A 974-nucleotide genomic window follows, 5' to 3' on the forward strand; every position below is an offset into this window, starting at 1 on the left:
AAGTGGCTGACGACCACTGACCACAAGACGATCGGGACGCTGTATCTCGTCACGTCGTTCGCGTTCTTCCTGATCGGTGGCGTGATGGCGCTGCTGATGCGCGCCGAGCTGGCTCGGCCGGGTCTGCAGATCATGTCGAACGAGCAGTTCAACCAGGCGTTCACGATGCACGGCACGATCATGCTGCTGATGTTCGCCACCCCGCTGTTCGCCGGCTTCACGAACTGGATCATGCCGCTGCAGATCGGCGCCCCGGACGTGGCGTTCCCGCGGCTGAACATGTTCGCCTACTGGCTGTACCTGTTCGGCTCGCTGATCGCGGTCGGCGGCTTTTTGACCCCGTCCGGCGCGGCCGACTTCGGCTGGTTCGCCTACGCCCCGCTGTCCGACGCGGTCCACTCGCCCGGCGTCGGCGGCGACCTGTGGATCATGGGTCTGGCCTTCTCCGGCTTCGGCACCATCCTCGGCTCGGTCAACTTCATCACCACCATCATCTGCATGCGCGCGCCGGGCATGACCATGTTCCGCATGCCGATCTTCACCTGGAACGTGCTGCTGACCGCGGTGCTGGTGCTGCTGGCCTTCCCCGTGCTGGCCGCCGCGCTGTTCGCGCTGGAGGCGGATCGCAAGTTCGGCGCGCACGTCTTCGACTCGGCCAACGGCGGCGCATTGCTGTGGCAGCACCTGTTCTGGTTCTTCGGCCATCCCGAGGTGTACATCATCGCGCTGCCGTTCTTCGGCATCATCAGTGAGGTCATCCCGGTCTTCTCGCGCAAGCCGATGTTCGGCTACATGGGCCTGATCGGTGCCACCATCGCCATCGCCGGCCTGTCGGTGACGGTGTGGGCGCACCACATGTACGTCACCGGCGGGGTGCTGCTGCCGTTCTTCTCCTTCATGACGTTCCTGATCGCCGTGCCCACGGGCGTGAAGTTCTTCAACTGGATCGGCACCATGTGGAAGGGGTCGTTGAG

General features: G+C 64.5%; 1 protein-coding gene. It reads left to right on the plus strand.

Translation table 11 applies throughout. The features are described from left to right. Positions 1 to 974: cbb3-type cytochrome c oxidase subunit I (locus MQN93_RS43695; protein ID WP_242713917.1), on the plus strand; the 974-nt coding region annotated here is incomplete at both ends.

Source organism: Streptomyces spinosisporus (genome assembly GCF_022698145.1).
GTDB lineage: Bacteria > Actinomycetota > Actinomycetes > Streptomycetales > Streptomycetaceae > Streptomyces > Streptomyces spinosisporus.